Raw genomic sequence first — 6,443 nt, forward strand, 5'->3', positions numbered from 1 at the left:
ACGACGACTCAAAGAGCTGGCCGACTGGACCTGGGACCCCGTAGCTGATCAATGGGAGGAGGGCTTCAATAAGCTCCTCGCCTACGTTGACCAAAATGGCCACGCACGCGTTCCGGCGTCGTACAAGCTAGAGGGTCTTGGGGCGTGGGTCGGACTCCAGCGCCGAAACTACGCGAAAGGCAACCTTGACGCGGACCGCGAACGACGACTAAAAGAGCTGCCCGGCTGGAGTTGGGACCCTTACGCCGACCAGTGGGAGGAGAGCTTCAACAAGCTGCTTCTCTATGTAGAACACAACGGCCACGCCCGTGTTCCGCCGTCCTACAGGATCGACGGCTTCCGACTCGGTTCGTGGGTCAGCGGTCAACGCGGAAGCCACAACAAAGGCAACCTTGACGCCGACCGCGAACGACGACTCAAAGAGTTGCCCGGCTGGAGTTGGGACCCCGGCGCCGACCGGTGGGAGCAGGGCTTTAACAAGCTCTCTCTCTACGTTGAACATAACGGTGACGCCCGTGTCCCATTCTCCTGCAAGTTCGACGGCTACGCGCTTGGTAATTGGGTCGCGACGCAACGCAGGTTCTACTCCACAGGTCGCCTTGATGCTGATCGTCAAAAACGCCTTCGAGGGCTACCGGGCTGGACGTGGGACGCGCGCCCATCGAGCTAATTGACCTGCAGCTGAATCGGCACCAGTGCGGTGTCTTTCGCTGTCATAGTTCATTTCCCCTCAATTGCCCATTTAGCTTTTTCGAGTGCCAACTGCATTTGTTGCGGTGTCAAACGCTTGCGTGGCCAACGTTTTCCGTACAGTTCCACGTAGCGTTGCTCCACAGTTGGCTGCTGGAACAGCGTTCCACGCGCCTCAGCACTGCGTAGCTCCGCACCATCGCGTAACCGGTTGTCCGATCCGAATAGACACGAAAGATTGTCGGCAAATCCGAGTGCGGCAACGGTTTGCAGCGACAGCCCGGTCTTGTGGGCGAGTGAGCGCCAGCCCTCGGGTACCGATGGCGCGTTAGCCGTCGATGCATACTGCGTACCTGGCGGGTCATAGTTGTTAAAGCTCATGTGGAATGACCTCCTCTGCAATCGACTGTGCGACAGCATCAATCGCGTTGCCCAGACCTCGTCTTGCCAGGCGGCTATGTGATCTGAAATATCTTTTCCTACGGCGGATTCCACGATTCGCACTGACGCTGCATTGTGCAATTGCGCTGCAACATCGTCTGCGTGCTCGGAGCCCGTTTCGTCCTTGTCCTTGTCCGCAACGATGACAACATGCTTGCCGGTCAGCGGTTCCCAGTTCCATTTGCTTGCAGCGGTTTTAGCGCCACAGGGGGGACTTACCGCAGAGACACCATAGATCTTGGCTACGTTCGCGGCGTCTTGCTCACCTTCGACCACGTACACGGTCTCCGCGTCACCGATGTCTTCGACCTGAAACAGACTGTTGTCTTGGGTGTTTCCGCTCTGAACGAATTTCTTTCCCGGTTTGCGGCGGACCTTTCGACCACCGTTGTAGATATAGTCGATTCCGCCTTTGCCGTTGAATAGGTCCGTCTCCTTGAGGTTGAGCGCGGCCAAAACGTCTGCCGTGTCGCATCCGGCGAAGCAGTGAATTAGCACCTTTCCCGCTGCGTCGGTCAATCTCAATGATGGGTGCTGATCACCGCGACCTCGCCCGTGGTCCGGTACCGGACACTCCGCTGATGCACTGCTGCCGTTGGCATCCACGGCATTGCCGGTGGCTTCTAGCGCGGCAATTAGACGTTCGTACGCCGATTCGGTACTATTCACTGTATCTTCCTTCAAAGGTCAGCGGTGAGATGGCTCCGGTGTAGCAGTCGGAGCCATTGCCGTTTTTAGGGTCTAGTCGATGTCGTTAATTCCTTGCGTAAGTTGTGTTTTGAGTTAATGTGAAGTTGTCACCGGGCCGAAACACTGCTTTTCAGTTGTAAATTTCTGTTTGTCGTATTCGGTTGTGACAAGCCGATTCGGACCCGTGGCTAGTGAGAATTCACCTGTGTCCTTTCGGGTTTGGGTTGGTCGTCCCGTGTTCCGCAGTTCTCGCACCGTTTATGATCGCGCACGGCTGGACGTTCAAGGCAGCAGCAACACAGTGCCACTCGTTGTCGGTCGTCTGTCATTCTTCGGCCCCGTCCCCATCACGTATCCCCGCGATCACGTCGGACATTTGCTCTAGCTCATCGACGGCATCATCAAACGATGTGTAAGCCTTCAACTTGGCAATCCGGTTGCGCGCCTGTGAAAATCGGTCGTCTGCGAAGATGTCCTTAAACGCTTGGACGCAGATTCGCAGGTTGTCGACCTCGCTGCGGAAGTCCTCGGTCAGCGGCGGCAGCTTCGGCGCATCCACGGGTGGTGGTTCAACCTCCTCCACGTCGAGTGGTTCCTGCTCCGGCTCGGACGGTTTCGGCTTACTCGGTCGCCGCCTACCGTCTAGGCTTTCAACTGTCCCATTTGGGGCAGTTGAGTCCACGTCACGGCTTACCGTTGACTTCCCGACGTTGAGAACGTCGGCAATGGCCCGCGTACTCATGCCTTTGCCAGACATGATCCGTACTAATTCTTTTCGTTCGTCACGGTCGGTAAACGTCAGTTGCACAGTGTCTTTGAACCATAAAGTCCATGACTTTATCCCTAGCGCTGTGTGGATTTCGCCGCGCTGAGCCTGGTCTATCAGGTCCAGCAGCTTTTGGTAGTTGTCGGCCGCGTTGGTGAGGTCTCGTATCACCCGGTCACTCGCGGCCCTGATCTTTTTGTCCAGTGCCTTGGCCTGCGGTGCGCTGAGTCTGGTCGTTGCGATTTCGGTTGTGCTCATGCCCCGCTCCGCTCATAGGTGCGACCGTCTAGATATGCGGTGACATCCGACCAGCGGTAGAGCACACGGCTCCCGCGCTTGATGAACTTCGGCCCGGTGCCCCGGTACCGCATTTGCGCTAGGCCTGTCTCGGTGGTCTTGAGATAGACGGCGACTTCCTCAGGTGTTCCGAGGTCGTCGGAGACGACGCGGGTTGATCTGCGTTCTCGTTTCATGGTGCTTATCTCCTAGCTTGACCAGCGGTTCTCGCTAGTCATTCCCACAATGTCATGACACGTAGTAGGTTGGAAGATGACAGTCAGTAATTCGCCAAGTGTCACTAGGAGGCGCGGCGATGGCGTGGAAGGAAGTCACGGTCAAGGGCGAGCAGTTCCCGTTGCCGAGCGGTGGCAGTGTGGAAATCACCGACGACAAGTGGGTGCCGGTAGGCGACGGGTTCACCTTCCGGGTGCTCACTTACCGCGATGACAGCACCGAGATTGTGTTTGAAGTCCGTAACGGTGTTCCCGGTGCGGTGAGCGTCACCCTCCGTGCCGGTGAGGGTTTCGTTCGCCAAAAGGATTTGAGCGCAACCAAACTCGATGACATCCGGGCCGGAGTCTATGCCGTCGCGGGCATCAATGCGAGCATCCCGAAAGGCGAATGGCACCACGGTTATAGCCACTATCAGCTTGATGCTTCGGATACAAGAAAGGCACTGAGAAAGGCCGGTTCTCGTCGCAAGATCACGCCGGAGCTTCTAGCGAAGGTTGCCGAGATACACAACAACGCATCCAAGGGCACGCGGACCAGTGCCGTTGTCGCCGCGTTTGACGTGGACCCACGCACAGCATTCCGTTACATCGCACGTGCCAAGCAGGAGGGTTTGATCAGTGGCAACGATTGAGAAGTACGAAATTAGCAGCGGCATAACACGTTACCGCGTGCGCTACCGCACGCCGGACAAACGGTCAACGGACAAAAGCGGATTCAGGACCAAGCGTGATGCCCAGGACTTCGCCAACGACATTGAGGTCAAGAAACTGACCGGTGATTACATCGCGCCAAGGTTGGGTAAGGTCACCGTGCATGAATTGTCGGCGGACTGGTTGGCGCGCAAAAAGGAGGCTACCGCCGAAAGTTATTACCGCACAATTGAAACCTCGTACCGGGTCCATGTGCAACCGCGTTGGGGATCGGTGAGTGTTGCCGATGTTGACGTTCTCGCTGCTGAGGCGTGGATTGCCGCCATGACCCGCAAAGGCTCCGGTGCAACGACAGTCATTCGGGCACAAGGTGTTCTGGCAGGCATTCTCAACGATGCAGTGAAAGGCAAACGCCTGTCAGCGAATCCGGCCAGGGGCTTGGAGAATCTTCCGAGTAAGTCAGGTAAACGCAGGGTCTACCTCACCGCCGATGATGTGACCAAGCTGGCTGACAATGCCGGTGAACACCGGGCGCTGGTGTTGGTGTTGGCGTACTGCGGTTTGCGTTGGGGTGAGGCCATCGGGCTACGGGTGCGTGATGTCCAGTTTTTGCGCCGCCGCATTTCGGTGTCATCCAACGCGGTGCAGATCGGATCCCGCCATGTGGTCGGGCCTACCAAGGGTCGTGAGGACCGGTCGGTGCCGGTACCTGAGTTCGTCGTAAACGAACTTTCGGCGCAGTGCCGGGGTAAGGCTGCCGGTGATCTGGTGTTCAGCACCAAGCACGGTATGTATCTGCAACGCCCGAAAGGGTCTAACGGTTGGCTGACCCGTGCCGTGAAGACTGCCGGTGTGCAAACCATCACTCCACACGACCTACGGCACAGCTGTGCATCCCTCGCCGTGAGCGCTGGTGTCAACGTGCTGGCATTGGCGCGGATGCTTGGGCATAAAGACCCATCGGTGACGCTGCGGGTCTATGCCGACCTGTTCGACACCGACCTAGACACGGTTGCTGTCAACCTGCACGCGAAGTACTCGCCGGAAAAGTGTGGGAAAAATGTGGGATTTGAGGCAGATTCATGACCACGAAACATGGTCTGAACTGGGTAAACTCTTGTGCGGGCGGAGGGACTCGAACCCTCAAGCTCTCTCGAGCACGGGCACCTAAAACCCGCGCGGTTGCCAATTTCGCCACGCCCGCAGTGCCTGGCGATCGTACCGTCACTTCAATCCTCAAACCTGTCGGCGGTCTCCCTTAACTTGGCTTCATCTGAAACGACAGGGAGCGGCGTCGTGCGCTGTATAGAAGAGTTCGAAACCGTGCAACGGCTGATCGCGGCCGGTATGAACGACTGCGCGATCGCGCGGCAGACCGGCATTTCGCGCTGCACAGTTCGGGACTGGCGACTGCGTCCACATGTTCGGGCCAGGCCCGTCGGCACATCAGCCTGCGGGAGCATCCACGAATTCGCCGCCTTCCCAGCAACCGCCTATAGCTACCTACTCGGCCTTTATTTGGGCGACGGATGTATCTCGCGATGCCGGCGTGTGTGGCGCCTGAGGATCACACTCGACAACAGGTACCCCAGAATCATCGACCGGTGTTGCAACGCCATTGACACCTTGATGCCGCGCCAGCATGCAGCAGTGATGAAACAACCGAAGCAATGTGTAGTCGTGTCTCACTACTCAAAGCACTGGCCATGCCTTCTACCTCAGCACGGTCTCGGCCGAAAGCACTTAAGACCGATCATGCTGGACTCGTGGCAGGAGGTGCTAGTCAAAAGCGCAAACGAGCAATTCATTCGCGGCCTGATCGATAGCGACGGCTGCCGCGTTGAGGCAAACGATCGCGGAGTTCTAAGCGTCCGCTACCACTTCTCAAACCGATCTGACGACATCCGTGGACTCTTCTGCGCGGCGCTCGATGAGCTAGGCATTCCCTGGACGCGGCCGCGCTGGTTCGAAGTCGCTGTCTATCGCAAGGCCGCGGTGGCGCGACTTGACGAATTCGTCGGTCCAAAAGCGTGAGGAAAGCCTGCGGAACACCTCGGGGTACTTTCTAGGGATGTCCACTACACGTCGTCGGAGACTCGCACTGATCGTGCTGGTGGTCTTTGCGGCGGGCGGCTGCCTGGCCTTGGGCTGGTGGCAGTGGACGAGGTTTCAATCGACGTCGGGCACTTTCCAGAATCTCGGATACGCCTTGCAGTGGCCGGCGTTCGCCGGATTCTGCGTCTACGCCTATCGCAAATTCGTCCGTTACGAAGAGGCGCCGCCGGAGCAGCGAAACACCAACACCGTCAACGAGATACCAGACGGACTCTTGCCTGAACGTCCCAAGGCCGTGCAACAGAACTCCGACGACCCAGCGCTGCGCGAGTACAACGCCTATCTGGCCGACCTTGCCAAGGCAGACAACGACAACCATCCAAAGCAGAACAGGACAACCGCATGACCACAGCCGGCGAGAACATCCGCACACCCCTGCTCGCCTACCGCGTGATGGCGTGGACGACGGGTCTGTGGCTTATCGCCCTGTGCTACGAGCTGGTGGTCCACTACATCGTCAAGGTGTCGAATCCGCCCACCTGGATCGGCATCGTGCACGGCTGGGTCTATTTCGCTTATGTACTGGCGGCTTTCAATCTGGCCGTCAAGGTCCGGTGGCCGATCGTCAAGACGATCGG

Annotated in this window: 9 protein-coding genes and 1 tRNA gene; 6 read left to right on the plus strand and 4 right to left on the minus strand. The window is 58.0% G+C overall.

Going from position 1 to position 6,443, the window contains the following annotated elements:
- Window positions 1-670 (plus strand): helicase associated domain-containing protein (locus WAN02_RS20340; protein ID WP_422266032.1); only part of this gene is annotated, 670 nt, incomplete at its 5' end.
- Between the two features lie 50 nt (window positions 671-720).
- On the opposite strand, the gene WAN02_RS20345 is transcribed toward WAN02_RS20340, so the two are convergent.
- From WAN02_RS20345 to WAN02_RS20355, 3 genes are all read right to left on the minus strand, one after another.
- On the minus strand, window positions 721-1,800 hold the full coding sequence (locus WAN02_RS20345; RefSeq protein WP_422266033.1) for a hypothetical protein: 1,080 nt from the start codon (window positions 1,798-1,800) through the stop codon (window positions 721-723).
- A 346-nt stretch (window positions 1,801-2,146) separates the two neighbouring features.
- Window positions 2,147-2,845 carry a hypothetical protein gene (locus tag WAN02_RS20350; protein WP_422266034.1) on the minus strand — a complete coding sequence of 233 codons (699 nt, stop codon included), beginning with the start codon at window positions 2,843-2,845 and terminating at the stop codon, window positions 2,147-2,149.
- Window positions 2,842-3,060, minus strand: a complete 219-nt coding sequence (locus WAN02_RS20355; protein ID WP_422266035.1) for a helix-turn-helix transcriptional regulator — start codon at window positions 3,058-3,060, stop codon at window positions 2,842-2,844. The genes WAN02_RS20350 and WAN02_RS20355 overlap by 4 nt, the downstream gene beginning before the upstream one ends.
- A gap of 119 nt (window positions 3,061-3,179) precedes the next feature.
- On the opposite strand from WAN02_RS20355, the gene WAN02_RS20360 reads away from it, so the two are divergent.
- Both WAN02_RS20360 and WAN02_RS20365 read left to right on the plus strand, forming a co-directional pair.
- Window positions 3,180-3,731, plus strand: coding sequence for a hypothetical protein (locus WAN02_RS20360; RefSeq protein ID WP_422266036.1), 552 nt, complete (start codon window positions 3,180-3,182; stop codon window positions 3,729-3,731).
- Window positions 3,718-4,836, plus strand: coding sequence for a tyrosine-type recombinase/integrase (locus WAN02_RS20365; protein WP_422266037.1), 1,119 nt, complete (start codon window positions 3,718-3,720; stop codon window positions 4,834-4,836). The genes WAN02_RS20360 and WAN02_RS20365 overlap by 14 nt, the downstream gene beginning before the upstream one ends.
- A gap of 34 nt (window positions 4,837-4,870) precedes the next feature.
- On the opposite strand, the gene WAN02_RS20370 is transcribed toward WAN02_RS20365, so the two are convergent.
- A tRNA-Leu gene (locus WAN02_RS20370) sits at window positions 4,871-4,954 on the minus strand.
- Between the two features lie 92 nt (window positions 4,955-5,046).
- Between WAN02_RS20370 and WAN02_RS20375 the strand changes: the two genes are divergently transcribed.
- The 3 genes from WAN02_RS20375 to WAN02_RS20385 form a co-directional block, all read left to right on the plus strand.
- Window positions 5,047-5,784 carry a hypothetical protein gene (locus WAN02_RS20375; protein ID WP_422266038.1) on the plus strand — a complete coding sequence of 246 codons (738 nt, stop codon included), beginning with the start codon at window positions 5,047-5,049 and terminating at the stop codon, window positions 5,782-5,784.
- A gap of 37 nt (window positions 5,785-5,821) precedes the next feature.
- Window positions 5,822-6,211, plus strand: coding sequence for a hypothetical protein (locus WAN02_RS20380; protein ID WP_422266039.1), 390 nt, complete (start codon window positions 5,822-5,824; stop codon window positions 6,209-6,211).
- Window positions 6,208-6,443 (plus strand): DUF3817 domain-containing protein (locus WAN02_RS20385; protein ID WP_422266040.1); only part of this gene is annotated, 236 nt, incomplete at its 3' end. The genes WAN02_RS20380 and WAN02_RS20385, both read left to right, overlap by 4 nt.

The organism is Mycobacterium sp. (assembly GCF_049281135.1).
Taxonomy (GTDB): Bacteria; Actinomycetota; Actinomycetes; order Mycobacteriales; family Mycobacteriaceae; genus Mycobacterium.

Excerpts from the sequence above, each read along its gene's own strand:
- WAN02_RS20350 (WP_422266034.1), bottom strand. The coding sequence starts at position 2,845 with ATGAGCACAACCGAAATCGCAACGACCAGACTCAGCGCACCGCAGGCC.
- WAN02_RS20355 (WP_422266035.1), bottom strand. The coding sequence starts at position 3,060 with ATGAAACGAGAACGCAGATCAACCCGCGTCGTCTCCGACGACCTCGGA.
- WAN02_RS20360 (WP_422266036.1), top strand. The coding sequence starts at position 3,180 with ATGGCGTGGAAGGAAGTCACGGTCAAGGGCGAGCAGTTCCCGTTGCCG.
- WAN02_RS20380 (WP_422266039.1), top strand. The coding sequence starts at position 5,822 with ATGTCCACTACACGTCGTCGGAGACTCGCACTGATCGTGCTGGTGGTC.